This window comes from Dietzia sp. MNB45 (genome assembly GCF_051994785.1).
Lineage (GTDB): Bacteria > Actinomycetota > Actinomycetes > Mycobacteriales > Mycobacteriaceae > Dietzia > Dietzia kunjamensis.
The window spans coordinates 2,131,342-2,156,125 of the sequence record NZ_CP163397.1; the positions used below are offsets into that span (position 1 = coordinate 2,131,342).

General features: G+C 70.1%; 22 protein-coding genes. 9 read left to right on the forward strand and 13 right to left on the reverse strand.

The genetic code is table 11. From position 1 onward, the window contains the following. Nucleotides 1-51: 51 nt before the first annotated feature. From AB5G72_RS10200 to AB5G72_RS10215, 4 genes are read right to left on the reverse strand one after another with little or no spacing between them, the layout of a single operon-like run. Nucleotides 52-1,287 (reverse strand): MFS transporter, encoded by a 1,236-nt coding sequence (locus AB5G72_RS10200; RefSeq protein WP_067718383.1) that lies wholly within the window; start codon nucleotides 1,285-1,287, stop codon nucleotides 52-54. Next, nucleotides 1,284-2,618, reverse strand: a complete 1,335-nt coding sequence (locus AB5G72_RS10205; RefSeq protein ID WP_440219802.1) for a M20/M25/M40 family metallo-hydrolase — start codon at nucleotides 2,616-2,618, stop codon at nucleotides 1,284-1,286. Before AB5G72_RS10205 ends, AB5G72_RS10200 begins: the two co-directional genes overlap by 4 nt. Beyond that, entirely contained in the window at nucleotides 2,615-3,811 is a 1,197-nt protein-coding gene (locus tag AB5G72_RS10210) for an amino acid deaminase/aldolase (protein ID WP_440219803.1), read from the reverse strand. The genes AB5G72_RS10205 and AB5G72_RS10210 overlap by 4 nt, the downstream gene beginning before the upstream one ends. Beyond that, nucleotides 3,804-4,442: a TetR/AcrR family transcriptional regulator gene (locus tag AB5G72_RS10215; protein ID WP_067718391.1), complete on the reverse strand. Its 639-nt coding sequence runs from the start codon at nucleotides 4,440-4,442 to the stop codon at nucleotides 3,804-3,806. The genes AB5G72_RS10210 and AB5G72_RS10215 overlap by 8 nt, the downstream gene beginning before the upstream one ends. A gap of 142 nt (nucleotides 4,443-4,584) precedes the next feature. Here AB5G72_RS10215 and AB5G72_RS10220 point away from each other — a divergent pair, with 142 nt between their 5' ends. The 3 genes from AB5G72_RS10220 (at nucleotide 4,585) to AB5G72_RS10230 (ending at nucleotide 10,651) form a co-directional block, all read left to right on the forward strand. Beyond that, the gene (locus AB5G72_RS10220; protein ID WP_440219804.1) at nucleotides 4,585-5,919 is read left to right on the forward strand and encodes a D-arabinono-1,4-lactone oxidase; all 1,335 of its coding nucleotides are present in this window, start codon (nucleotides 4,585-4,587) and stop codon (nucleotides 5,917-5,919) included. Nucleotides 5,920-6,001: 82 nt separating this feature from the next. Continuing rightward, entirely contained in the window at nucleotides 6,002-6,697 is a 696-nt protein-coding gene (locus AB5G72_RS10225; RefSeq protein ID WP_440219805.1) for a hypothetical protein, read from the forward strand. Nucleotides 6,698-6,826: 129 nt separating this feature from the next. After that, nucleotides 6,827-10,651: a multifunctional oxoglutarate decarboxylase/oxoglutarate dehydrogenase thiamine pyrophosphate-binding subunit/dihydrolipoyllysine-residue succinyltransferase subunit gene (locus tag AB5G72_RS10230; RefSeq protein ID WP_172812176.1), complete on the forward strand. Its 3,825-nt coding sequence runs from the start codon at nucleotides 6,827-6,829 to the stop codon at nucleotides 10,649-10,651. Between the two features lie 98 nt (nucleotides 10,652-10,749). On the opposite strand, the gene AB5G72_RS10235 is transcribed toward AB5G72_RS10230, so the two are convergent. Next, complete coding sequence (locus AB5G72_RS10235; protein ID WP_244294109.1) at nucleotides 10,750-11,736, reverse strand: glycine betaine ABC transporter substrate-binding protein; 987 nt, start codon at nucleotides 11,734-11,736, stop codon at nucleotides 10,750-10,752. A gap of 69 nt (nucleotides 11,737-11,805) precedes the next feature. Here AB5G72_RS10235 and AB5G72_RS10240 point away from each other — a divergent pair, with 69 nt between their 5' ends. After that, entirely contained in the window at nucleotides 11,806-12,879 is a 1,074-nt protein-coding gene (locus tag AB5G72_RS10240; protein ID WP_440219806.1) for a magnesium and cobalt transport protein CorA, read from the forward strand. Here the strand turns inward: AB5G72_RS10240 and AB5G72_RS10245 are convergent, their stop codons facing one another. From AB5G72_RS10245 to AB5G72_RS10255, 3 genes are read right to left on the reverse strand one after another with little or no spacing between them, the layout of a single operon-like run. Beyond that, nucleotides 12,880-13,452: a suppressor of fused domain protein gene (locus AB5G72_RS10245; RefSeq protein WP_440219807.1), complete on the reverse strand. Its 573-nt coding sequence runs from the start codon at nucleotides 13,450-13,452 to the stop codon at nucleotides 12,880-12,882. A gap of 32 nt (nucleotides 13,453-13,484) precedes the next feature. Next, nucleotides 13,485-13,991: a general stress protein gene (locus AB5G72_RS10250; protein WP_173674746.1), complete on the reverse strand. Its 507-nt coding sequence runs from the start codon at nucleotides 13,989-13,991 to the stop codon at nucleotides 13,485-13,487. Continuing rightward, the gene (locus AB5G72_RS10255) at nucleotides 13,988-15,022 is read right to left on the reverse strand and encodes an HpcH/HpaI aldolase/citrate lyase family protein (RefSeq protein WP_366220134.1); all 1,035 of its coding nucleotides are present in this window, start codon (nucleotides 15,020-15,022) and stop codon (nucleotides 13,988-13,990) included. The genes AB5G72_RS10250 and AB5G72_RS10255 overlap by 4 nt, the downstream gene beginning before the upstream one ends. A gap of 69 nt (nucleotides 15,023-15,091) precedes the next feature. Here AB5G72_RS10255 and AB5G72_RS10260 point away from each other — a divergent pair, with 69 nt between their 5' ends. From AB5G72_RS10260 to AB5G72_RS10275, 4 genes are all read left to right on the forward strand, one after another. Continuing rightward, nucleotides 15,092-16,405, forward strand: coding sequence for a magnesium transporter MgtE N-terminal domain-containing protein (locus AB5G72_RS10260; protein WP_069389880.1), 1,314 nt, complete (start codon nucleotides 15,092-15,094; stop codon nucleotides 16,403-16,405). Then, a complete protein-coding gene (locus AB5G72_RS10265; RefSeq protein WP_067718401.1) occupies nucleotides 16,402-16,953 on the forward strand; it encodes a DUF1003 domain-containing protein in 552 nt (183 codons plus the stop codon). Before AB5G72_RS10260 ends, AB5G72_RS10265 begins: the two co-directional genes overlap by 4 nt. 168 nt (nucleotides 16,954-17,121) lie before the next feature. Beyond that, a complete protein-coding gene (locus AB5G72_RS10270; protein WP_253695910.1) occupies nucleotides 17,122-18,177 on the forward strand; it encodes a hypothetical protein in 1,056 nt (351 codons plus the stop codon). A 39-nt stretch (nucleotides 18,178-18,216) separates the two neighbouring features. Next, a complete protein-coding gene (locus tag AB5G72_RS10275; RefSeq protein ID WP_067718407.1) occupies nucleotides 18,217-19,356 on the forward strand; it encodes an Mrp/NBP35 family ATP-binding protein in 1,140 nt (379 codons plus the stop codon). A gap of 97 nt (nucleotides 19,357-19,453) precedes the next feature. Here the strand turns inward: AB5G72_RS10275 and tatB are convergent, their stop codons facing one another. The 4 genes from tatB to sigE form a co-directional block, all read right to left on the reverse strand. After that, nucleotides 19,454-19,924 (reverse strand): Sec-independent protein translocase protein TatB, encoded by a 471-nt coding sequence (gene tatB / locus AB5G72_RS10280; RefSeq protein WP_440219808.1) that lies wholly within the window; start codon nucleotides 19,922-19,924, stop codon nucleotides 19,454-19,456. A 60-nt stretch (nucleotides 19,925-19,984) separates the two neighbouring features. Beyond that, entirely contained in the window at nucleotides 19,985-21,502 is a 1,518-nt protein-coding gene (locus tag AB5G72_RS10285; protein ID WP_413957301.1) for a S1C family serine protease, read from the reverse strand. Nucleotides 21,503-21,512: 10 nt separating this feature from the next. Then, nucleotides 21,513-21,944 (reverse strand): anti-sigma factor family protein, encoded by a 432-nt coding sequence (locus AB5G72_RS10290; protein WP_440219809.1) that lies wholly within the window; start codon nucleotides 21,942-21,944, stop codon nucleotides 21,513-21,515. A gap of 139 nt (nucleotides 21,945-22,083) precedes the next feature. After that, nucleotides 22,084-22,704, reverse strand: coding sequence for an RNA polymerase sigma factor SigE (sigE, locus tag AB5G72_RS10295; RefSeq protein WP_253001952.1), 621 nt, complete (start codon nucleotides 22,702-22,704; stop codon nucleotides 22,084-22,086). Nucleotides 22,705-22,906: 202 nt separating this feature from the next. On the opposite strand from sigE, the gene AB5G72_RS10300 reads away from it, so the two are divergent. Next, entirely contained in the window at nucleotides 22,907-23,515 is a 609-nt protein-coding gene (locus tag AB5G72_RS10300) for a hypothetical protein (protein WP_096905235.1), read from the forward strand. Between the two features lie 42 nt (nucleotides 23,516-23,557). Here AB5G72_RS10300 and glgC read toward each other — a convergent pair whose 3' ends face one another. After that, complete coding sequence (gene glgC, locus AB5G72_RS10305) at nucleotides 23,558-24,784, reverse strand: glucose-1-phosphate adenylyltransferase (RefSeq protein WP_120283638.1); 1,227 nt, start codon at nucleotides 24,782-24,784, stop codon at nucleotides 23,558-23,560.

The window sequence follows — 24,784 nt, forward strand, 5'->3', positions numbered from 1 at the left end:
TTTTACATTCTACGGCGTCAGGGGGCTGTTGAGCGACACGGCTGCCGCAGGTCACTCCCCCGTGGTCACCGGGTTCGTGGCCTCACGGGTCTCCTCGGCGATGATCCACGGGATCGCGGCCCCCAATAGGAGCACGCCGGACACCGCGAACCCCGCCTTGTAGCCCAGCAGGTCCACCACCAGCCCCACCACGACCGGTCCCAGGATCGCTCCGGAGTCGCTGGCCATCTGGAAGGTGGCGAGGACCTTGCCGCCTGCCCGGTCCGCGCCGATCACGTCCGCGACAGCGGCCTGTTGCGACGGGTTGAGGATCCCGGCGCCCATCCCGGCGATGACCGAGGCCGCCACGAGCAACGGCACGGTGTCACACCAGCCCAGGACGAGGGTGGTGACGCCGGAGATCACCAGACCCAGGATCACCATCGGGCGTCGCCCGTACCTGTCGGACAACCACCCGGCCGCGGAGACCACCGAGGCGGTCCCCACCGCGAACGACGCCAGCGCGGTGCCGGCGATACCGGCGCCGGCATCGAAGTTGGCCGCGGCGAACAGCGGGACGATGGCGACCCGCACACCGAACGAGGTCCACCCGTTGACGAAGCTGGAGATCAGCGCGGCGCGGTACCCGCTGTGCCGTAGCGCCTCGGCGACCGGGAGGGGTTCCTGCTCGGGGGACCCGTCGTCGGGTGAGGGCCGTCGGCCCCCGCGGAGGAAGACCGCCACCACGCCGGTCGCCACCAGCAGCGTGCCGGCGTAGACGAAGAACGGGATGCGCATGCCGAAGCCCGCCAACAATCCGCCCAGAACCGGACCGCCGATATTGCCGATGAGGAACGCGGTCGCGTACAGGCCGGCGATCCGTCCCCGGGCGCCGGGCGGGGACAATCTGGTGAGCAGGGCCATCGCGGAGATCGTGAACATCGTCGACCCGAGACCGCCGAGACCGCGGAAGACCAGGAGCTGCCAGTAGTTCTGCGCCAGCCCGGTCGCCAACGTGGAGACCACCACGATGAGGAGACCGGACATGTAGACCCACCGCTCGCCGAGTTTGTCGACGAGGAACCCACCGGCCGGCGCGAACACCAACCTGAAGAACGCGAATGCGCTGACGATGACCGACGCCGCCGTGACCGACACGTCGAAGCTGCGGGCGAACTGCGGCAGCACCGGGGCGACCAGACCGTAGCCGATCGCCACGGCGAACGCGGCCGCGACGAGGACCCAGACGTCCGCGGGCAGGCGGGTCCGCGCAGACGGCGTCGGATGTCCGGTGAGCGCGCCCCTCACGCGGATCGGAGCACTCGGGCGAGCACGTCGGCACCGAAATGCAGTGCGTCCACCGGTACCCGCTCGTCCACGGCGTGGAAATGGCCGAAGACGTCGAACTCGTCGGGCACGCGCAGTGGGACGAACCCGTAGCCGTCGATCCCGAGCGGGGCCAGATGCTTGTTGTCCGTGCTGGCGGGCAACAGGTACGGCACGACCATGGCATCGGGGTCGGATTGCCTGACGGCCTCGCGGATCACCTCCACGAACGGGGCGTCGGCCGGTGCGGCGATCGGTGGTTCCCAGATCCACTCGACCGTCACGTCGGGGCCGAGCTCCTGCTCGATCTCGGCACGGAACGTGTCCTCACCTCCGGGGAGTACTCTGCAGTCGATCTCCGCGCGTGCCTCGGTGGGGATGACGTTGGTTTTGTACCCGGCGGACAGGACCGTCGGTGAGGCGGTGTGGGACAGCGAGGCGGAGACGAGGGGCCCGAAGTGCCCGAGGACCTCGAGCCGATCCGGCAGTTCGGCGACCTCGCCGCTTCCTCCGGCCAGCCGACCGACCGCCGCGGCCAGCGCGGTGTTTGCCTCGGTCGGCTGCACCGGAAAGTCGAGATCGGCCACGCGATGAACCGCCCCGGCGATCGCGGCGACGGCGTTGTCCCCGGTCGGGCGGGACGCGTGTGCGGCGGTCCCGTGCGCGGTCACCGTGGCCCAGGCGACGCCCTTCTCGGCGACGGCGATCGGGTAGAGGCGGCGGCCGTCGCCCGGTACCGACCAGCCCCCGACCTCGCTGAGCGCCTGGGTCATGCCGTCGAAGATCTCGGGCCGCTCCCGGACCACCCACTTGGCACCCATGATCCCCGCGGCCTCCTCATCCGCGAAGAACGCGAGCAGCAGCGGCCGCCGGGGCACTATCCCCTCCCGGCGGTAGTGGCGGACCACCGCGAGCATCATGCCGATCATGTTCTTCATGTCGACGGTGCCTCGTCCGTAGAGCCAGCCGTCGCGGATCTCACCGGCGAACGGCGGGACGGTCCAGTCCTCGGCGACCGCGGGGACGACGTCGACGTGTCCGTGCACGACCAGTCCGCCCGCGTCCGGGTCGGCTCCCTCGACCCGGGCGAACAGGCTCCCTCGTCCGGGAACAGACTCCACGAGTTCGCTGGAGATGCCGACCTCGTCGAGGTACTCGGCGATCCGGCGGCACACCCTCGTCTCGCCGTCGCCGATCGTCGCGGGGTCACCGGTGTTGGTCGAGTCGATCGACACGAGGTCCGCCGTGATCGCGACGGCCTCGGCATGCATCCGCTCCCGCGCCTGCCCGGACATCTGCTGGGCGTCGGTCATCCGAAACACTTCCCTTCACCACGGTAGGTGGGCCAGCGATCCACCACGACGGGCCCGTCAGCAGTCTCGTCCACCACGTGGAGAGTGTCGAACCGCTCGCACAGTTCCCCCGCCTTCGCGTGACGCCACCATGCGCGCTCGCCGATGGGCACCTGCCCCCGCACGGGCGTCTGGACCTCTCCGGCCCCCTCCCGACCGAGGTATCGCAACCCCGCCGGGGCGGCGGGCACCGGGAGCCGGTCGCGCCCCGGGACGCCGGACGCGACGTATCCCCCGTACAGGAACGTGGTGAGACCACGGGCCGGCGTCCGCACGGCGGGCAGTGCGAACAGCAGCGCCGGCCGCGGGGTGAAGGTCCGATAGGCGTCGAACAGCCCCGGCACGTACAGTCCCGATCCCGCGGTGACCTCGGTGACGGCGGGCGCCCCGGCGCTCTCGGCGACGGACCCGGATCCCCCGGAGTTGATGATCTCCGGCGGTGTCCCGGTGATCGACTCGATCGTGGACGCCACCGCCGGTCGCACATCCCGCAGCCGCCGCATCGAGAGCCGTTTGACGACGCCGATCCCCGGTACGTCATCGGGCACCCCGGCCACCTGCGCCTCGTAGAACATCGCGCCCACCACGCGGAAGCCGGTGGCGACGGCCCGCCGTACCAGCGGCTCGACGTCGTCCGGTCCGCGCAGCGGGGAGCGGCGCACGCCCAGGTGGACGGGCCCCAGCCGGAGGGAGCAGTCGACGTCGATGCACACCCGCGCCCCGGACGCCCCCGCCTCCCGCGCGATCTCCAGCTGACGCGGATGGTCGACCATGAGTGTCACGCACTCCAGCGCCTGCGGATCCGACCCGAGGCGTCCCAGGGCCGAGCGGTCGACGGTGGGGTACCCCATCAGGACGTCGTCGCACCCCGATTCCACCAACCACAACGCCTCGGTGAGCGAGTAGGTCATGATCCCGCGGACGGAGTCGTCGCCGCGCAGCCGGTCGCCGAGCACCTCCCGCAGCACGCCTCGGGATCTCACTGACTTGCTCGCCACCCGGATCCTGGTGCCCCCTGCCCGGCGGCGTAGGTCGTCCACGTTCGCCCGCAGACTCGGCAGGTGCAGAGCGGCGAGGGGCGCGTCGAGGCCCGCGGTCGCGACCCGGAGCGCGTCGACGACCGCGGGGAGCCCGTCAGCCTCCGTGCTAGGCACCGTCGACCGGGCGCGCGTCCCGTACGACGAGGTCGACCGCCCGGTGGAGGAGGTCGTTGGCCTCGTCGTCGTTCCGGTAGATCTGCCACCGCAGGCTGATGCCGGTGATGATCGACAGGACGACGCGCACCATGTCGTCGAGGCCCATCGCCCACTGCACGTCGGCGGACTGCGCCGTGCGCTCGAGCACCGAACGCACTATTGCCTCGTTGGATTCCTGCTGGTCGCGGGCCAGGCCGACTTCGGGCAGCCCGTGGGTCCTCAGCGAATACGACACGATCTCGTAGGTGAGGAGCTGCCGGTCGGGCGATGCGGAGATCACCGCCCAGATCAGGTCGATCGCCTCGTACAGCCGTCGCCGCAGGCCCTCGGTGCCCCGGATCCCGGAATCGAAGTCGACGCTCACGAAGGCCCGGGCGGCCTGGTGGACCTCCGAGTTGACGGCGCCGATGACCTCGCGGAGAAGCTCTTCCTTATCCGTGTAGCAGTAGTGGACGACCCCCAGCGACACGCCCGCCCGTTCGGCCACGCCGCGGACGGTCACCGCACCCAGACCGTCGTGTTCGGCGATCTCGAGGGCGGCCTGGAGGAGCTGCGCCCGGCGCTGATCGGCAGGAAGTCGTCTGGTCACCCGTCCATGGTACGACGACGAGGTGGACGTGCACACCGTTCACCGCACCCGCTCCCCCGGCGTGCCGGACGTCCGCCCCCACTCCGGGTCGATGGTCCAGGACCGCCTCCCGCCCCGCCTCGCGCGGGTACCCTCTCCTGCCATGACGACCTCGGTGGCCCCCTGGCAGAACTGGGCCGGCAATGTCCTGGCCTCTCCCTCGGGCCGGTCGCTCCCGACGACCGTTGCCGAGGTGAGCGACGTGGTCACGCGGGCGGCCGAGCGCGGAACCAGGGTCAAGTGTGTCGGCGCGGGCCATTCCTTCACGCCGGCGGCCGCGACGGACGGCGTGCTCGTGTCGTTGGACGACCTCGCCGGTGTGGAATCGATCGTGCCGACCCGTGGTGCTGACGGTCGCGTCGACGGCGCGGACGTGACCGTCTGGGCGGGTACCCGGCTGCACCGACTGGGACCGCTGCTGTGGGAGCTCGGTCTGGCACAGCCGAACCTCGGGGACTTCGCCGAACAGTCCCTCGCCGGGGCGGTGTCGACCGGGACCCACGGCACGGGATGTGCGGCACCGGGCCTGCCCGCCACGGTCGTCGGCCTCCAGCTCGTCACCGCCGACGGCGCCGCCCTCACCTGTTCCCGCGAATCCGACCCCGAGGTGTTCGAGGCGGCCCGCCTCGGGATCGGCGCACTGGGGATCATCACCAAGATGACGATCCGATGCGTCCCGGCCTTCGCATTGCGGGCCGAGGAGCGTCCGTGGACCCTGACCGCCGCACTGGCGGACCTGGAGGGTTTCGCACGTTCCGCCGACCACGTTGAGTTCTTCTGGTTCCCCCACACCGACGCGATCAACGTCAAACGCAACACCCGGTTGCCCGGGGACGCCGAGCTGCACCCGGTGGGACGCATCCGGGGTCTGATCGGCGACGAACTCCTCTCCAACGAGGTCTTCGACGTGGTGTGCCGAGCCGCGACCCGACGTCCGGCGCTGACCCCCCGGCTCAACCGGGTCGCCTCACGGGCTCTGTCCGCACGGGACTTCACCGACCGGAGCTACCGGGTCTTCGCCTCCCCGCGGCGGGTCCGCTTCCGGGAGATGGAGTACGCCGTGCCCGTCGCGGCGGCGGCCGGGGTGTTGCGCGACCTCCGCGACACCATCGACCGCTCCGGCATCGTCACCCCGTTCCCCGTGGAGGTGCGGTTCGCCGCCGCCGACGACGTGTGGATGTCCACGGCGTACGGGCGCGAGGTCTGCTACATCGCCGTGCACCAGTACCACCTGATGGATCACACCGAACTGTTCCGTCTCGCGGAAGGGATCTTCCTCGCCGCCGGCGGGCGACCGCACTGGGGAAAGATGCACACCCGCACCGCGGAGGACCTGTCCGCCATGGTGGACCGCTTCGACGACTTCGTGTCCGTCCGTGACCGTCTCGACCCGGAGCGTGTCTTCGGCAACGACTACACCGAGCGTGTGCTGCCCTGAGCCACCACCCCGCGCGCCTTACGTACGGTAGAGGTTCGAGCCCGGCCCGCCCCCGCGCCGCCTTGACCTCCAGGAGTGCCCAGTGCCCGATCGAGTGCCCGCTGAATCCGACGTCTCCGGCCCGGCCGCGGGGGTGATCACTGCCGCCCTGCGCCGGGCGATCCGGAGCCAGACCGGTGCCGCCCGCGCCTACGTACGCACACTCCGGGCCCATCACCCGGACGAGAGCCCGGCCCGGATCCGCGAGCGTCTCGACGCGCGGTTCCTGAACACCGTCACCGCGTCCGGTGCGGCCGTGGGTGCCACGGCCGCGGTGCCTGGTGTCGGAACCATCGTTGCCTTCGGCGCGATCGGCGCGGAGTCGCTGGTGTTCCTCGAGGCCGCCGCGTTCTACACGCTCGCCGTGGCCGAGGTCCACGGCGTGGACGTCCGCCACGACGAGCACGAGGAACTGCTGGTCATGACAGTCATGTTGGGTGCGTCCGGCACCGCCATCCTGGCCAACGCGGTCAGCTCGTCGGGAGGGGCGGCCACGGGCGGCTCGTTGGCCGGCCGTGCACTCCGGGTACCCGGGCTGAAGGAGATCAACCGTCGGATGATGACCCGCTTCGTCAGGAAGTTCGCCGTGAAGCGGGCAGGGCTCGCCGTGGGCAAACTGGCACCCGCGGGGCTCGGCGCCGCTGTGGGTGGATGGGGCAACCGGAAGCTGGGGCGGACGGTCGTGGAGACCGCTGATGCCGCGTTCGGCACGCCACCGGACTCGTGGCCCGCCACGTGAACCGGCCGTGACGGGCCGGGGGCATCCCCCTGTCAGGTGAGATCGGAGAGCCCGGCACGGGCAGAAGGTCTAGCCTGGATCCATTGACGTGTGAAACCCACCACAGAACCAGAGAGGCACCAAGAGATCGTGAGCAACAACGTCTCACAGTTCGGACAGAACCAGTGGCTCGTAGACGAGATGTACGAGCGGTTCGCCAAGGACCCGTCCTCCGTGGACAAGTCCTGGCACGAGTTCTTCGACGCCAACCCGGAGGCCGCCTCCTCCTCCGGTGGTGACTCGACCAACGGCACCTCCCCCGGCAGCTCGGGCGGAAAATCCGGCAAGAGCAGTCGGCCCCGATCGGGAGGTGGGAGCAGTGGGGAATCGGTCACATCAGACAAGAAGCCGTCCGAGATCACCGTCGACGATTCCACCCCCGAGGCGTCCGCCAAGGACATCGCGGCGAAGCCCGCTGCCGACGCCTCGCCCAAGCGCAAGGCCCGCGGGGAGGGGGTGCCCGCCCCGGAGCACAAGTCGGAGACTCGGAAGAAGTCCGACACCGCGGCGACGAAGAAGCCGTCACGCCCCGAGTACGAGCCCCCCGCGGAGCAGGAGAGCAAGGTCATCCGGGGCGCGGCCAACGCGATCGTCAAGAACATGAACGCGTCGCTGTCCCTCCCCACCGCGACCTCGGTCCGCGCGGTCCCGGCGAAACTGATGGTCGACAACCGGGTGGTCATCAACAACCACCTCAAGCGCACCCACGGCGGGAAGATCTCGTTCACCCACCTCATCGGGTACGCCATGGTCCAGGCCGTCAAGGCCTACCCGAACCTGAACAACCACTACGAGGAGGTCGACGGCAAGCCGAACGTCGTCACCCCGAACGGGATCAACCTCGGTCTGGCGATCGACATGAAGACCAAGGCCGGCCGGTCCCTGGTCGTGGCCGCGATCCGCAACTGCGAGAAGCTCGACTTCCGCGGATTCCTGGACGCCTATGAGGACATCGTCGCCCGCGCCCGTGAGGGCAAGCTGACGATGGACGACTTCTCCGGCGTCACGATCTCGTTGACGAACCCCGGCGGTATCGGCACGGTGCACTCGGTCCCGCGCCTCACCGTGGGCCAGGGCGCCATTCTCGGCGTGGGCGCGATGGAGTACCCCGCCGAGTTCCAGGGTGCGAGTGACGAGCAGTTGGCCAACAACGCCATCGGCAAGATCACCACCCTCACCTCCACGTATGATCACCGGATCATCCAGGGCGCCGAGTCCGGCGAGTTCCTGCGTGAGATCCACCGCCTGCTGATCGCGGACGAGTTCTACGACGAGATCTTCGACGTCCTCGGCATCCCCTACGAGCCGGTCCGGTGGCGTCAGGACATCACCGACCCGCGGGTGGACAAGGACGCACGCGTCCTCGAGCTTATCGCCGCCTACCGCGACCGCGGCCACCTCATGGCCGACATCGACCCGCTCGACGGGAAGCACGCCAAGCGGCGTCGCACGTTCCACCCGGACCTCGACGTCAACTCCCACGAGCTCACCCTGTGGGACCTCGACCGCAAGTTCTCCGTCGGCGGTTTCGTCGGCAAGGACAAGATGCGGTTGCGGGACGTACTGTCCGCGTTGCGTGCGGCCTACTGCCGCAAGATCGGTATCGAGTACACCCACATCCTCGAGAACGAGCAGCGCCAGTGGATCCAGGAGCGCCTCGAGGGGGTCGACGACAAGCCGACCGTCGCCGAGCAGAAGTACATCCTGTCCAAGGTGAACGCCGCGGAGGCCTTCGAGACGTTCCTGCAGACCAAGTATGTCGGCCAGAAGCGCTTCTCCCTAGAGGGCGCCGAGTCCGTCATCCCGATGATGGACGCGGTGATCGACGAGGCCGCCGAGTTCGGCCTCGACGAGGTCGTGATCGGCATGCCCCACCGCGGGCGGCTCAACGTGCTCGCCAACATCGTGGGCAAGCCCTACCGGCAGATCTTCACCGAGTTCGAGGGCAACATGGACCCCTCCGCCGCGCACGGGTCGGGTGACGTCAAGTACCACCTCGGGGCCGAGGGCATCCAGTACCAGATGTTCGGCGAGAACGAGATCAAGGTGTCGCTCACCGCCAACCCGTCGCACCTCGAGGCCGTCGATCCGGTCCTGGAGGGAATCGTCCGCGCCAAGCAGGACCTCATCGAGGATCCGGAATGGCGCTCCGAGTACCCGGTCGTGCCGCTCATGCTGCACGGTGACGCGGCATTCGCCGGACAGGGAGTGGTCGCGGAGACCCTGAACCTCTCTCAGATCGACGGTTACCGCACCGGCGGCACGATCCACATCGTCGTCAACAACCAGATCGGGTTCACCACGGCGCCCGAGGCCGGGCGCTCCAGCCAGTACTCCACGGACGTCGCCAAGATGATCGGCTCGCCGATCTTCCACGTGAACGGTGACGATCCCGAGGCATGCGTGCGGGTCGCCCGGCTGGCGATGGACTTCCGCCAGCAGTTCAAGAAAGACGTCGTGATCGACCTCGTCTGCTACCGCCGCCGCGGTCACAACGAGGCCGACGACCCGTCGATGACGCAACCGCGGATGTACGAGGTCATCGACGACAAGAAGAGCGTCCGCCAGTCCTACACCGAGGATCTGGTCGGTCGCGGCGACATCACCGAGAAGGAGGCGGAGAACGCTCTCCGCGACTTCCAGGGGCAGCTCGAGCGGGTCTTCAACGAGGTCCGCGAGCTCGAGAAGCACCCGGTGAAGGCATCCGAGTCGATCCTGCCCAACCAGCCGCTGCCCAAGCGCCTGGTGACGGCGGTGGACGAGTCGGTCATCCACGCCATCGGCGACGCCTTCGGCAACCTGCCCGCGGACTTCCACATCCACTCGCGGGTGAAGCCGGTCTACGAGGCGCGCCAGAAGATGGCCTACAACGGCAACATCGACTGGGCGTTCGCCGAGCTGCTGGCGATCGGTTCCCTCGTCCTGGAGGGCCGGACCGTGCGTCTCGCAGGTCAGGACTCGCAACGCGGAACCTTCACGCAACGCCACGCCGTGGTGGTCGACAAGACCACGTCGGAGCCCTACTCGCCCCTGCAGAACCTCGAGGACGCCGAGGGCCGCTTCGAGGTGTGGAACTCCGCACTCACCGAGTACGCGGGCGTCGGATTCGAGTACGGCTACTCGGTCGGGGACCCGGAGGCCCTCGTGCTGTGGGAGGCGCAGTTCGGTGACTTCGTCAACGGCGCGCAGACCATCATCGACGAGTACATCTCCTCCGGCGAGGCCAAGTGGGGTCAGAAGTCCTCCGTCACCCTTCTCCTGCCGCACGGGCACGAGGGGATGGGCCCGGACCACACGTCCGGCCGCATCGAGCGGTTCCTCCAGCTGTGTGCCGAGGGCTCGATGACCGTCGCACAGCCGTCGACCCCGGCGAACTACTTCCACCTCATGCGTCGTCATGCCACCGACGGCATCAAGCGGCCGCAGGTGGTCTTCACGCCGAAGTCGATGCTGCGGAACAAGAAGGCCGTCAGCGCGATCTCGGACTTCACCAACGGCAAGTTCCGTTCGGTTCTCGACGACCCGACGTTCGCCGACGGTTCGAAGGACCCGGGCAAGGTCAAGACCATGCTGCTGGTGTCCGGCAAGCTCTACTACGAGCTCGCCGCCCGCCAGGAGAAGGAGGGCCGCGACGACATCGCGATCGTCCGGGTCGAACAGATCCACCCGGTGCCGCACCGCCGCCTGCGCGAGGCGTTGGACCACTACCCGAACCTCACCGAGGTCCGGTGGGTGCAGGAGGAGCCGGCGAACCAGGGAGCGTGGAGCTTCCTCGCCCTGGAGCTGCCCGAGCGCATCGAGGACTTCCCGCCCCTCAAGCGGGTCTCGCGTCGCCCGATGGCCGCGACCTCGACGGGTCTGAGCAAGGTCCACGCCGTCGAGCAGAAGGCGCTGGTGGACCAGGCGTTCGAGTGACCGCCGAATCGGAGGACCGCGGACCTCGAGTGACCGCGTAGGAGGAAGGGCCCGACCACCAGGTCGGGCCCTTCCTCGTGTTCCACCCCTCGCGGAGGTCAGTAACCGTGCTCGTCCAACCAGTAGTTCGCCAACGCGACGGGGGTCGCGGAACCGAATTCGACCCCCAGCAGGAGCTCGCGGACATCCTCGGTGGTCAGCTCCCCGCTGATGCGGTTCACCAGGGCGAGCTGATCCTCCGAGAGCGAGCCCTTGCGGAACACGGGCACGAGGTGCTGGGCGAGGACGGCGTCCTCGTCGTCGTCCAACGCGACGATGTCCTCCGGATGGAGGACGGGGTCGGCCGACTGGACCAGACCCACCCCGATCTCCCCCTCCCGCAGGGCGTCGAACACCGCGCGGGGGTTCGGCCCCAGCGCCACACGACGGCCGAAACCGCAGTCGTAGGTGGTACCGACGGATGTGGCGAGCTCCCGGTCCGCGAGCGCCTCCTCGCGTGCGCCGAGGGTGAACTCACCGCACCTCCCGGCCAGGTCGGACATCGTCCGCAGGCCTCGCGATTCCGAGGTGTGCCGGGTGACCGCGTACACGGGGGCGTCCTCGGCGGGCGCAGGATCCGCCGCGGTCACGCCCTCCGGGAGGGCGGCCATCATGGCGGTGTACACCTCATCGGCCTCGACCTCGGTGGAGTTCTCGTCGAAGGTCCGGAGCAACTCACCGGTGAACCCGATCGTGAACGTCGCCTCCCCGGTCACCACGGACTCCACGACCTCGTCCTGGGTCCCGGCCTGCGGGCGGGCGGTCACCCGCGACCCCGACCGCACCAGGGCGTTGCCGTAGATATGACCGACGATCTCGACCTCGCCGAAGGATGCGGTCTCGACGACCACCACCGGATCGTCCCGGTGCGCGGGAACGATCGACGACTGCGCCTGGCAGCCGGACAGCGCCATCGCGCCGACCCCCGCGAGCACCATCGCGCACCGCCCCGCCCGATCCCCCGTCCGCAGCATCCGACCACGCCCTTCCTCACCCCGGCCGCGCCGGTCGGCGCGGATCACCTCGAGGGACAGTCTCCCAGCCACGCCCGCCGGTCGTCACTCCGAGGGCCCGCACGGCGGATATTGTCAGGCGAGACGAGGAAAGGGGACCGGGTGCCCGCGATCCCACCACGACGGCCGTCGACAACCCGAGCAGACGCCACGCCACGAGGCCCGGCCGGGTCGGCGCACCACGCGACCGTGGACTGCGTCGTCTACATCGACGGTGTCGGTGAACGCGGCCGGGTCCCGCACCGGGAGGCGATCCGCCGCGTGCGCGACAGCGGTCGAGGCTTCGTCTGGATCAGCCTCGACGCCCCGGGGCACGACCAGATGGAAGCGCTGTCCCGGGACCTGGGGCTGCACGAGCTCATCACCGAGGACGCGACCAGTGGCCGGCAGCGTCCCAAGTTGGAGGCCTACGACGACGCTCTCGTGCTCAACATGTCGACCGTGCGGTACCTGGCCCACGAGACGGTCACCCAAGTCACCGACATCGTGTCCACCGGCGAGGTCATGGTGGTCCTGGGCCGGGACTTCGTGGTGACCGTCCGCCACGGGGACCAGACCACCCCCACGGACCTCGTCGGCGCGCCCGGGTACTCGCCGGAACGGTTCGCGATCGGGCCGGCGGCGGTGATGCACGCCGTGGCGGACCGTGTCGTCGACAGCTACATCGAGGCCGCCGAGGGGATGGCCGCGGACATCGACGAACTCGAGTCGGCGCTCTTCACGCCGCGCACCCGGGTGGACATCGAACAGATCTACGTCCTCAAGCGGGAGCTACTCGAACTCAAACACGTCATCGGGCCGTTGACCACGCCCCTGCGACGCCTGTCGGTCGATCATCTCGACCTCGTCCCTGCCGAGGCCCGCCACTACTTCCGCGACGTCCAGGACCACCACGCACAGGCGGCAGCGGTGGTCGCGACCCTGGACGAGCAGAGCACCTCGCTCGTCAGCGCGGCGGCGGCGATAGTCGGGGTCCAACAGAACACCGACATGCGCAAGATCTCCGCCTGGGTCGCCATCGCGGCCGTACCCACGATGATCGCGGGCGTCTACGGCATGAATTTCCGCCACATGCCGGAACTCGAGGCGCGATACGGGTACTTCGTGGTGCTGGGGATAATGGTGGCGATGTGCGCCGGGCTCCTCCTGCTGTTTCGCCGGAACCGCTGGTTGTGATCAGCGGTTCAGCCCGGGGTTGACCGCCGAGCGCCCGGGATCGGTGACATCGATGCCGGCCTCCGCCCACGCCTCCTCCAGTTCCGCCGCGCCCTTCATCCGTACCCACGCCGCCTCCGTGTGGGTGACCGGAACGGCCCGGAACACGGTGACCGGCGCGGCGTCACCGGGCAACGGCACGTCCGGAATCTCCGGAGCCCGCAGGACGACCCCCGTGAACGACGCGCCCGGCCAGAGCGGCTCGCCCAGGTCGATCAGTGCTCCCTCCGACAGGACGAGGCCCTCCATCGCGGGTGCGGCCGCGAGCACCGCCAGCGCGCGGACCAGACCGTCCACCCCGCCACGCAGGATCAGACTCAGCTCCGCCCGCGGCGCGGTGGGGTCGGGAACGAGGGCCGACGGGTCCCCCATCGGTTCGGCTGAGCACCCCAGCGAGACATACCGCACCACGCCGGACTCGATATCCACGAACCGCAGGATCCTGATCGGTGACGCGCCGAGGAATGTCACCGACGCCTCCTGGGGCTCCGGGCCATGGTGCTCGATCAGATGCGCCCGCACCACGGAGAGCACGTCCGAGGAGCTCGTCGGACCGCCGGGCAGCACTACTTCAGCCCGAGGCGGGCGAGCTCGTCGCGCACCCGTTCCGCGTTGGCGGGCTCGCACAGGACGTCGTACCGTCCCGCGACGAGCTGCGAGGTGGACGCGAAGTCACGCTTGCCGCGGGTGGCCGCGTAGGACAGCGAGGCCGAGACGACCCCGAACACCGACCCGCCCACCAGGCCCGTCAGGACGACTCCCCACATGGGCTGCGTGAAGATGCCGAGCAACAGGCCGATGAACAGCCCGAGCCAGGCGCCGGTGGCCAGGCCACCGAGCAGGACCTTGGGCCATGTGAGCCGGCCGGTCACACGCTCGACCTGCATCAGGTCCACTCCCACGATCGTGACCTCGTGGACGGGGAACTCCTCGTCCGCGAGATGATCGACCGCGGCCTGGGCCTGCGCGTAGGTGGGGTACGACCCGACCACCCAACCGGTCGGCGGCGTGGGCAGGCCCGGGGTCTGACCAGCCCGGGTCCTACCGCCTGCCGGATTCACGGGAGAGCTCATGATGTCCGTCCTTCCGGGTCCGTTCCTGCACCGGCCTGATCCGTCACGGTCATCCCGCCCGCACGACCCCGCGCGGACACGACCAGCGCCATCTTACGACTGGCCTCGTCGAGCATCTCGTCGCCGAACATCACCGCACCGCGAGCACCTCCCTCGACGGACGTCGACCGCGCGTAGGCGGCGAGGATGGCCTCGGCCTGGTCGAACTCCTCCTGGCGGGGGCTGAACACCTCGTTGCCCGCGTCGACCTGGGCCGGGTGCAACACCCACTTGCCGTCGAAGCCGAGTGCTGCGGTGCGGGCGGCCGCCCGGCGGAACCCCTCCACGTCCCGCACCTTGAGGAAGGGCCCGTCGATCGCCTGGAGGCCGTGGGCCCGGGCGGCGACGAGGATGGTCATGAGTACGTGGTGGTAGGCGTCACCCGGGGCGTAACCCTCCGGTTGCTCCCCGACCGTGAGGGTGCGCATCCCGACGGAGGCCATGAAATCGGCCGGGCCGAACACCAGCGTCAGGACACGCGGACTGGCCGTTGCGATCTGATCGATGTTGGTCAGCCCCAGGGCGTCCTCGATCTGCGGTTCGATGCCGATGTGCCCGACCGGTAGGCCCGCCGCCTTCTCGACCTGGGTCAGCACCAGGTCGAGGGCCACGACCTCCGCCGCGGAGCGCGCCTTCGGCAGCAACAATGCGTCGACGCGGGCACCCGCGCGACCGACTATCTCGGTGACGTCCCGCACCGTGTACTCGGTGTCCCACGCGTTGACGCGCACCACCACCGTGGGTGCGGCGAAGTCCCCGCCGTTCAGGGCGGCCACCACGTTCTGGCGGGCCTCCTCCTTGGCGGGACCCGCCACCGCGTCCTCGAGATCCAGGAAGACCTCGTCCACCGGCAGTCCCCTGGCCTTGTCGATCATCTTGACACTGCTGCCGGGCACGGCCAGTACCGTGCGCCGGGGACGGGCACGGAGTTCGGCGAGCGCCGTGGCGGCGTCCTCCGATGGCGCGGGTGTCGCGTGGGGGGCTGCGGTCATCGTGAGTGGCACTCCCTTACGTCCGGTATGGCGGGCGGGCGCCGCCCGTGGGTGACTAGCCTGGTCGACATGGCGAACCTCAACAAGGCCTTCGTCGCCAGGCTAGCCGGACTACCGGTGATCGGCCCTGACGGGGACGACATCGGACGGATCCGGGACGTCGTGGTGACGATGCGGTCTCGGCACAAGCCCCCCCGGGTGATCGGACTCGTGGTCGAACTACCCACGCGTCGCAGGATCTTCGTGCCGATGCTCAGGGTCGCCTCGATCGACCCCCGGTCCGTCTCCCTGGTCTCGGGCACCATCAATCTGCACCGGTTCCAGTCCCGACCCGGGGAGAACCTGGTGCTCGGGGCGTTGGTGGACTCCGTGATCGGAGTCGAGCGGGACCAGGTCGGTTCGGAGAAGTCGGGCGCCGACCAGAAGGACATTCGTTACCAGGTGGTCGACGTGGAGATCGAGCGTCAGCGCTCGAGGGACTGGCTCGTCTCCCGACTCGCCGTACGCGCACGACGCGGGCGCGCCTCGCTCGGCCGCCGCGGCGAGGTGTCGATCCATCCGTGGAGCCGGATCCGGGGACTCGACGACGACGCGATCGGCACCCCGGAACACAGTGCCGAGAGCCTGGTCGAGCACTATGCCGACATGCGCCCGGCCGACGTCGCGAACGCCCTGCGGGAACTGCCGGAGGTCCGTCGGCTGGAGGTCGCCCGGACACTGGACGACGAGCGATTGGCCGACATCCTGCAGGAACTGCCCCACGACGAGCAGACCGAGATCGTCACCCGGCTCGAGCTGGAGCGCGCGGCGGACGTGCTCGAGGCGATGGACCCCGACGACGTGGCCGATCTGCTCGGCGAGTTGCCGGAGCAGGACGCCGAGTCATTCCTGGAACGCATGAACCCCGAGGACTCGGCTCCCGTCCGGCGTCTGCTCACGTTCGACGCGGACACCGCGGGCGGGCTCATGACCCCCGAGCCGATCATCCTGTCTCCGCAGACGACGGTGGCCGAGGCCCTCGCCCACTGCCGCAACCCCGACCTCAGCCCGGCCCTGGCCAGCCTCGTCTTCGTCGTGAGGCCCCCCACCGCGACACCGACGGGCAAGTACCTCGGATGCGTCCACATCCAGGCGCTGTTGCGGGAGCTGCCGTCGATGATGGTGGCCGAGACCGTCGACACCAGCCTGTCCACGCTGCGCCCGTCCGACTCGACGGACGCCGTGACCAGGTTCTTCGCCACCTACAATCTCGTGTGCGGGCCGGTGGTCGACGACGAGGGACACCTGCTCGGCGCGGTGGCGGTCGACGATCTGCTGGACCATGTCCTCCCGGACGACTGGCGGGACATGGACCTGCACGACGACAGGGAGGCGACCCGATGAGCGAGCCCACCGTGCGGTCCTCGCTCTCGATGCCGGTGACCTCGCGCAGACCGAGGATCAGCTTCGACGCAGACGCGGTCGGCCGCTACAGCGAGTCCGTCGCGCGGTTCTTCGGGACCGGCACATATCTGCTGATCCAGACGATCATCGTGATCGTCTGGATCATCATCAACGTCGCGGTGGTCGCCCTGCGCTTCGACCCGTATCCCTTCATCCTGCTCAACCTCGCGTTCTCGACGCAGGCCGCCTACGCCGCTCCGCTGATCCTGCTCGCACAGAACCGGCAGGAGGACCGCGACAAGGAGTCCGTCAGGGAGGATCGCCTCCGCGCCACGCAGACCAAGGCGGACACCGAGTTCCTCGCCCGGGAACTCGCCTCGGTCCGGCTCTCCGTCGGTGAGACGGTCACCCGCGACTACCTCCGGCGGGAGCTCGACGACCTCCGTGATTCCGTCGAGCGGATCGAGACCCTCCTCTCCGGCCTCGAACCCGGGACGTGTAACGCCGATCACAACAAAACCGATTCAGACGTCAAGGGCCGGGGGTAGCCTCGGCCGGGACGGAACGTCGTGGGGCGCAGCACGTTCGCTGGGCCGACCGGGAAGTCGTAGGGGGAAGTCTTGCGCCGTTTTGCGCACAACGCCGATCGCCGGGTTCTGACCAGTGCCGCCGTTACCGCCAGCGCGATCGCTGTGCTGTCGGCCGTGGGACTGAACATGGACACCAGTCGCCCCGCGCCGCCGGACATCACTCCGCTGGCCGAGTACGCGCCCAGCACGCCGACGGTGACCGAGGCTCCCGCCACCTCCCGCACCACAGAGCCGTCCCCGGAGGAGGAACCGGCCGCACCGGAGGACCCCGGCGCCGCCCACATCGAGCCGGCGACCATCCCGGACGGGCCGCTGGGCATCCCCGGCATCGCCCTCGACGCCTATCACCGCGCCGCGGACCGCCTCAATGCGGAGAAGCCCGCCTGCGAGATGGACTGGACTCTCCTGGCCGGTATCGGCCAGGTCGAGTCCAACCAGGGACGTGGTCGGTTCGACGTCCACGGCAACACCATCGGCCGCATCCTGGGCCCCCGCCTCGATGGGAGCCTTCCGGGAACCGCCGTCATCACCGACACGGACGGGGGCCGGTTCGACGGCGATGCGGAGTTCGACCGCGCGGTGGGCCCCGTCCAGTTCATCCCCTCGACCTGGGCCGGGCTCGGTCGCGACGCCAACGACGACGGGGTGGCCGATCCGAACAACATCTACGACGGCGCGCTGTCGGCGGCGTCCCTGCTGTGTGGGCAGGGGGGATCGATGGCCGATCCCGCCGCCCGCACCCGGGCGGTCCTGGCCTACAACAACTCGCTGGCCTATGTCGCCAACGTGAACGCCTGGGCCCACGGCTATGCGGTCAACGCCGTCCCGCTGCCGTCGGACCTGCCGGAGATCCACCAGCCCGAACCCACCATCGAACCCCCGGAGCCGCCCGAGCGATGCCCCGAGGGGTGGGAGGGCGAGCCCACCGAGGCACCCGAGCCCGTTGCTCCGGGTGAGCCCGAGGCCCCGGTGCCCGGTTGCACGGAGGTCGAGCCCCCGACGACTCCGGCCCCGCCCGCGCCCAGCGCCTCGCCTTCGCCGTCGGCGACGCCGACTCCGACGCCGTCGCCCGAACGCCCGGCGCCTCCGGCGGTGGCGCCCCCGGCTCCGGCGCTACCGGGTTTGCCCGTGATCGAGTTGCCCTGCATACCTCCGTTCTGCGTGCCGCCGCCGCCTGCCTGAATCGTCACCCGGTGCCGTGACGCCTAGACTCGGGGCATCATGAGTGCACCCAGCGAAGAACTGATCCGGGCCGCCCTGGCGAAGGTCGACGACCCGGAGATCCGGAAGCCGCTCACGGAGCTCGGCATGGTCAAGGGTGTCGAGGTGGACCCCGCCACGGGCCGGGTCGACATCGGCATCTACCTGACCGTCGCCACCTGTCCGATGCGGGACACCATCACCGACCGCGTCCGCACGGCGGTGGCCGACGTCCCGGGCGTCGGCGAGATCGCTGTCGAGCTCGACGTGATGAGCGACGAGCAGCGCACCGAACTGCGCAAGCACCTGCGCGGGGATGCCGCGGAGCCCGTCATCCCGTTCGCCCAGCCCGGCAACCTGACCCGCGTCTACGCGGTCGCCTCGGGCAAGGGAGGGGTCGGCAAGTCCACCGCGACGGTCAACCTCGCCACGGCCCTCGCCTCGCGGGGGCTCTCCGTGGGTGTACTGGACGCCGACATCTACGGCCACTCGATCCCTCGGATGCTGGGGACCGACGCGCGACCGACCCAGGTGGAGCAGATGATCCTGCCGCCCGTCGCGCACGACGTGAAGGTCATCTCGATCGCACAGTTCACGAAGGGCAACACCCCGGTTGTGTGGCGCGGGCCCATGCTCCACCGGGCGTTGCAGCAGTTCCTCGCGGACGTCTACTGGGGTGATCTCGACGTCCTGCTGATGGACCTGCCCCCCGGCACGGGCGATGTGGCGATCTCGATCGCGCAGCTCATCCCCTCCGCGGAGATCCTCGTGGTCACCACGCCCCAGCAGGCTGCCGCAGAGGTGGCCGAGCGGGCCGGATCGATCGCGCTGCAGACCCGTCAGCGCATCGCGGGTGTCATCGAGAACATGTCATGGCTCGAGCTGCCCGACGGCACCAGGATGGATGTCTTCGGCACCGGCGGCGGTGCCGAGGTGGCGGCCAATCTGTCCCGCTCGGTCGGTGCACCCGTCACGTTGCTCGGTCAGGTCCCCCTGGAGCAGGCCGTGCGCGAGCACGGGGACGAGGGCACGCCCATTGTCCTCGCCGAGCCGGATTCGCCGTCCGGGCGCGCATACCGCGAGATCGCGGACGGTCTGGCCGTGCGCCCCCGGGGCCTGGCGGGGATGAACCTCGGGATCGACACCACCCGGCACCTCTGACGGACGGCGACGGCCGGGGGCTCAGCCCCCGGCCGTTCGTGCCGTCTGTCCGCCGCGGGTCGGGCCGGACGCGCGCCGGACCGGTCGTGAGGGCGGGTCAGGTGGCGTCGCTGTCCCACACGGGTCCCGATGACGGGGGCGGCGGCGCCGGGGTGTCCCGGACGGGTGCGGTGCCGGCGGTCCGCGGCGCCGTCGACCGGCGGGGGTCGGCGGAGGCCGTTCCCGCGGAACCCGCCCCGCCGGCGACCGCGGGAGCGCCCGCCGGCGCAGCGGCTCCGAAGTCCCCGGAGAACAGGGAGTCGTCACCGTCAAGGAGATGCTTGGTGACCATCGCGCGCGGACTCAGCCCACGCAGGTCGTTGAGCTGCTTGAGGGGCTCCCGGAACTCCTCGAACTCCGTCCCGTAGTCATCCCGGAGCTGCTGCTGGGCGTTGCTGGCGAACTCACGGACCTTGCGGATCGCCGAGGCCAGCCAACGGGCGGCCTCGGGTAGGCGCTCGGGCCCCAGGACCACCAACGCCACCACGCCGAGCACCACGAGCTCGGACCACCCCACGTTTGTGAACATCGCAGCCAGGATACGTCGCCGGGCTCACCGGTGGGAACCCGAGTTGTCCGGTGCCCCCGGTCAGCCCAGCGCGGGGCGCACGGTCAGTTCGACCCGCGTTCCACCGCGGATGACCTCGACCGGGACGTCGACGCCCGCCCCGGCGCGACGGACGGCCACCACCAGTTCATCGGAGGAACGCACCTGCCGGTCACCGACCCTGGTCACGACGTCCCCTTCCCGGAGTCCGCCCTCCTCGGCGGGCGAGCCCTCACGCACGTTGACGATCTCGGCGCCCTCCACCGACCCGTTGTCCGCCTTGCGGGCGTTGACGCCGATCGTGGCGTGGCGGACCGCCCCGTCGGTCATGAGCGACGTCGCTATCTCGCGGACGTCGTTGACCGGGATGGCGAAGCCGAGACCGATGGAACCCCCGGACTGGGTGAAGATGGAGGTGTTGATACCGATGACCGCTCCGGTCCCGTCGATGAGCGGTCCCCCGGAGTTACCGGGGTTGATGGCGGCGTCCGTCTGGATCGCGTCGATCACCACGTCGCCGTCCGAGGTGGCCTCCCCGAGGGCGATCGGGCGCCGGGTCGCAGAGACGATGCCCTCGGTGACGGTCCGGGCGAGTCCGAGGGGCGAGCCGATGGCGATGACCTGCTCCCCCACCTGGACGTCGTCCGAGTCGCCCAGGGTGGCGACGGTGAGGTTCTGGACGTCGTCGACCTTGAGGACCGCGAGGTCGGTGGCGGGGTCGCGCCCCACCATCTCGGCCGAGGCCCTGGAGCCGTCGGGGAAGATGACGTCGATGTCCGCGCGGTCGGCGGCGCCGTCCATGGTGACGACGTGGTTGTTCGTCACGATGTAGCCCTGTGGGTCGATGACGATGCCGGAGCCCTCCCCCTGGGCCGACGCCGTGGACACCGAGATGTTGACGACGGCGGGTTGGACGCGCTGGGCGACCTCACCGATCGGGTTGTCGGATCGGATGACGTTCTCCGGGGCGTCGGCGATCCGGACGGTGGAAGTGGTGAGGACGCGCGCGGAGTCCGCCACGACGGCGCCGATGGCGCCCGCGACGAGGGCGACGACGGCGACGGCCGCGGTCGCGCCGGCCACGGCCTGACTGCTCAGCCGACGTTCGAACAGTGCCTCGGACAGCGAGAGCCTGGCAGCGGGGGCCGCGGCCGCGCCCGACAGGTCGACCGGCTCGTGGTCGGCAGTGGCGGGCACTGCGGGTGCGCCGTACCCGACCGGAGCGTCGGGGTCGCGCCACGGGTCCGGAGCGGGCGGCGGTGGAACCTCGGACTCGTCCTGCCACGCCGGATGCCGCTCTATACCCCGAGCGGCTCCCGGGGCCGGGGCGAAGGCCTGCTCGAGGACCGGATCGGCGTCGCTGCCGAGGAGCGGGCCGGGGTGCGCGGCGGCACCGGCACGGGACGGGTCGAATCCACCGGTGACCCCGTCTGGTCGGGCGAACCGTGCGACATCGTCCTCGCCCACGGCCGGCCGATCGATCGGGGCGGGTTCACGAAGCGGGCGGTCCGGTTCCCCGTCCCGCGCCGCGGGCCCGGCCGCGCCTGTGTCGTCCTCCACCCGGCCCACCCTAGTTGCCGCGTCGCCACAGCCGGCGAAGCAGTCTCGACCAACCGTGGGTCTCCTCGGACCCGGCCACCGGATCGGGGTCCGTCCGCGGGGCCGGATCGGGTGCGTCCTCGAGTGACCGCAGCCGTTCGAGGAGTTCGCGGGGCATCTGGATGGGGCCGGATCCGCGCAGTGCGCGGCGTGCCTCACGCTGGACCTCGACCTCCCGACGACAGTGCGGACACCGGGCCAGGTGGGCGTCGGCCCGGGACTGCCCCGAGGGCGGTAGCCGACCGTCTACATAGGCTGCCGCGGCTTCCGTGGAGAGGTGGTCGGTGGACAGGAAGCTCTCCCTGGCGCGGGGCGGGCCGGTCCTGTCGACCACTTTCCGCGCCGAGTCGAACGACAGCGTGAACTCGGGGCCGGGTCCGCGTTCGTGGAGGTGTCTGTCCACGCCCCTCCCCTTCTCCGGTCATCTCGTGGGCTCGTCCGAGTCCCCGTCGAGGGGTCAACGTCCGGCGTACCCGCAGGGTTCCCGCGCCGCCACCCGCTGTTCCCGGTACGGACGCGGGTTGTGCCGATCGCCGGAGGGATCAGTCGATGCGCTGGTGGGCGCCGGTGACCCCGGCCGCCTCGAGTTCCGCACGCAGCGCGGCCCGTCCGCGGTGGATCCGGCTCCTGACGGTGCCCATCTTCACGCCCAGGATGCGTCCGACCTCCTCGTAGCTGAGGTCCTCGATGTCACTGAGGACCACGGCGGCGCGGAACTCCGGAGACAGGTTGGCCAGCGCGGTCTGCAGGACGGGGTCGAACGTCTCCTCCGAGATCACCTGCTCCGGGCTGCGTTCTCGACCGGGCACCCTTTCGGCGTCCTCGGGCAGCGCCTCGAAGCGGATGCGCCCGCGCCGGCGTGCGGAATCGAGGAACAGGTTGGTGACGATACGGTGCATCCAGCCCTCGAAGGTCCCCGGCTTGTAGCGGTCCAGCGAGCGGAACACCCTGATGAACGCCTCCTGGGTGATGTCCTCGGCGTCGTGGGCGTTCCCGCAGAGGCGGTACGCCAGGCGGTAGACACGGTCACCGTGCTGCGCGACGAGCTCGGACCAGGACGGCATGTCCGTAGCCTCGCCGGTGGCGTCGAAACGAGCGGTCCCGGCCGGCTCGTCGAGGGCGACCGGTGCGATCGCCGTCCCGTGCACGGTTCGTGAGTACATGCGCTGCCGCCGCCTTCCGGCCCGGGCCTGTGGGAGCCCGCGCGGTGGTGGCCGCGCCCTCGTGGCGCGACGTGTGCCCACCCTCCCCTACGGGGCTGTCCTCACGGTATACACGTACTGAGACAGCCCTGAGAGTCTGATACCGATCCGATCACCGCGCGTTGGTCACCGCTGCCTCCCCGGTCGGGGATACGCTGCTCAGGTGTCCGATTCCTCTGATGTCCCCGCCACCGATCGCTCCGGTCTCGACGGGATGGCGCAACGCAGCGCCGCCCTCGTCGACGACTCGCTCTACGCCTCCGCACGGGCCGAGGCCGAGGAACTCGGGGCCGCCTCGCCGGACGCCCTGACCGCGGACGCGATCCGCCTGGTGGCCCGCTTGAACGGCACCCGCGCCGCCGTGTGCATCACCCCCGCACCGGGAGTCCCCGCTCTGGCGATCCTCGCGGCGGCCGCGCCCGGTTCCGGAACCGTGGTCACCTGCATCACGGACGACCCGCATCACCTCGAGGCGGCGCGATCGGCCGTCCGCGGCGCGGGCCATCCCGCCTCCTCCGCCCGCTACATCGCCGCCCGGCCGCTCGAGGTGGCCGACAAACTCGCGGACGGCGCCTACGACCTCGTGGTCGCGGACGTCCCGGCACATTCGGTGCCGCGCGTGATCTCCCGATCCCACCAGCTGTTGCGCGCCGGCGGCGCGCTGGTCCTGATGGGCGAGCACGCCCCGCTGCCCGAGGACGCGGAGCTCCCCGAGCGCGCGCACGTCACGGTGCTCCCCGTGGGGACCGGCCTGACCGTGGTCACCCTCTGAGCGGTCCTCCCCTCCCGAGGGTTCACCCCCCGGGGCGCGAGGTCAGCCGTGCAGTGAGGTGGTGGTGTTCTTGGCGACGCTCACCACGCCGCCCGCGCTGACTGGGAACCGGCTGCGGTCGCGTTCGTGATCCACACCGATCAGGTCCCCGTCGCCGATGTGGCAGTTCTTGTCGACGATCGCCTTGCGGACCACGGCCCCGCGACCGATGCGGACGCCCGGCATGAGGACACTGCCCTCGACGACCGCCCCGTCCTCGACGATGACGTTGTTCGACAACACCGAGTTGCGCACGGTGGCGGCGGAGACGATCGTCCCCGAGCCGACCATGGACTCCTGGGACATGCCGCCGTTGACGAACTTCGCCGGCGGCAGGTTGTCCTGCTGGGTCCGGATGGGCCACAGGGAGTTGTAGAGGTTGAACACGGGGTGCACCGACACCAGGTCCATGTGCGCGTCGTAGAACGCGTCGATGGTGCCCACGTCGCGCCAGTACCCGGCATCACGCTCGGTCTCGCCGGGGACGTTGTTCAGGGCGAAGTCGTAGACGTAGGCCCGCTCCTGCTCGACGAGGGCCGGGATGATGTCGCCGCCCATGTCGTGGGTGGAGTCGGGCTTCTCCGCGTCCGCCTTGAGCGCCTCGATGAGGGCGTCGGTGGTGAAGATGTAGTTGCCCATGGAGGCGAAGGTCGCGTCCGGATCATCCGGCGTGCCCGGGGGGTCGGAGGGCTTCTCGACCCAGCCGCGGATCAGGTCGTCGTCGCCGGCGTCGATGCAGCCGAACGCGAACGCCTCGCTGCGCGGGACACGGATCCCCGCGACGGTCACGGCGGCGCCGGTGGAGATGTGGTGGTCCAGCATCTGCCTGGGGTCCATCCGGTACACGTGGTCCGCGCCGAACACGACGATGTGGTCGGGCTTCTCGTCGTAGACCAGGTTGAGCGACTGCAGGATCGCGTCGGCCGACCCGGTGTACCAGCGGGGGCCCAGACGTTGCTGGGCGGGGACCGGTGCGACGTACTCGCCGCCCATCCCGCGCATGTGCCACACCTGAGCGATGTGGCGGTCCAGCGAGTGGGACTTGTACTGGGTGAGGACGCAGATCTGCATGAACCCCGCGTTGACGAGGTTGCTGAGCACGAAGTCGATGAGACGGTAGGACCCCCCGAACGGCACCGCGGGTTTGGCCCGGTCCGCCGTGAGCGGGAAGAGTCGCTTGCCCTCGCCACCGGCGAGGACGATTGCTAGGACGTGCGGCTGATTCCTCAC

What these genes read in the sequence shown, in the direction of transcription:
- AB5G72_RS10275 (WP_067718407.1), top strand. Translation starts at nt 18,217, where the DNA reads ATGAGTGCACCCAGCGAAGAACTGATCCGGGCCGCCCTGGCGAAGGTC.
- AB5G72_RS10260 (WP_069389880.1), top strand. Translation starts at nt 15,092, where the DNA reads ATGGCGAACCTCAACAAGGCCTTCGTCGCCAGGCTAGCCGGACTACCG.
- AB5G72_RS10265 (WP_067718401.1), top strand. Translation starts at nt 16,402, where the DNA reads ATGAGCGAGCCCACCGTGCGGTCCTCGCTCTCGATGCCGGTGACCTCG.
- AB5G72_RS10220 (WP_440219804.1), top strand. Translation starts at nt 4,585, where the DNA reads ATGACGACCTCGGTGGCCCCCTGGCAGAACTGGGCCGGCAATGTCCTG.
- AB5G72_RS10270 (WP_253695910.1), top strand. Translation starts at nt 17,122, where the DNA reads ATGGACACCAGTCGCCCCGCGCCGCCGGACATCACTCCGCTGGCCGAG.
- tatB (WP_440219808.1), bottom strand. Translation starts at nt 19,924, where the DNA reads ATGTTCACAAACGTGGGGTGGTCCGAGCTCGTGGTGCTCGGCGTGGTG.
- sigE (WP_253001952.1), bottom strand. Translation starts at nt 22,704, where the DNA reads ATGTACTCACGAACCGTGCACGGGACGGCGATCGCACCGGTCGCCCTC.
- AB5G72_RS10255 (WP_366220134.1), bottom strand. Translation starts at nt 15,022, where the DNA reads ATGACCGCAGCCCCCCACGCGACACCCGCGCCATCGGAGGACGCCGCC.
- AB5G72_RS10250 (WP_173674746.1), bottom strand. Translation starts at nt 13,991, where the DNA reads ATGAGCTCTCCCGTGAATCCGGCAGGCGGTAGGACCCGGGCTGGTCAG.
- AB5G72_RS10205 (WP_440219802.1), bottom strand. Translation starts at nt 2,618, where the DNA reads ATGACCGACGCCCAGCAGATGTCCGGGCAGGCGCGGGAGCGGATGCAT.